This window comes from Salinimicrobium oceani, assembly GCF_012037645.1.
On sequence record NZ_JAAVJR010001089.1, the window covers coordinates 1 to 361 of the forward strand.

The window sequence follows — 361 nt, forward strand, 5'->3', positions numbered from 1 at the left end:
TTCTTTTTAAGGAGGTGAAAATAACCAAATTGAGGCAAAATCTAAACCGCATTCCTATATCTTTTTAAAGAATCTTTGACACTCCCATTGAGGCTTTTGGATTTATTTAAAGTTTAAAATTTTGAAACTGCTGCTTTAAGAAGTAACTTGATTTTTCGCAAAATCTTAAATATGGACAGTATTCTTGAATTTTTGGGTGACATCTCGTGGTGGACGTGGATTCTTATTTTTCTTGGGTTGGTACTTATTTATGACATTTTCATCAACAAGAAACACACAATACTTCATAATTTCCCTATTGTGGGCCATTTTAGATATATGCTGGAGAGCATAGGACCCGAACTAAGGCAGTATATCGTAG

At 33.5% G+C, this 361-nt stretch carries 1 pseudogene; it reads left to right on the plus strand.

The features are described from left to right. Positions 1–171 precede the first annotated feature (171 nt). Positions 172–361, plus strand: a pseudogene (locus tag HC175_RS20915) (FMN-binding glutamate synthase family protein); the annotation flags it as partial.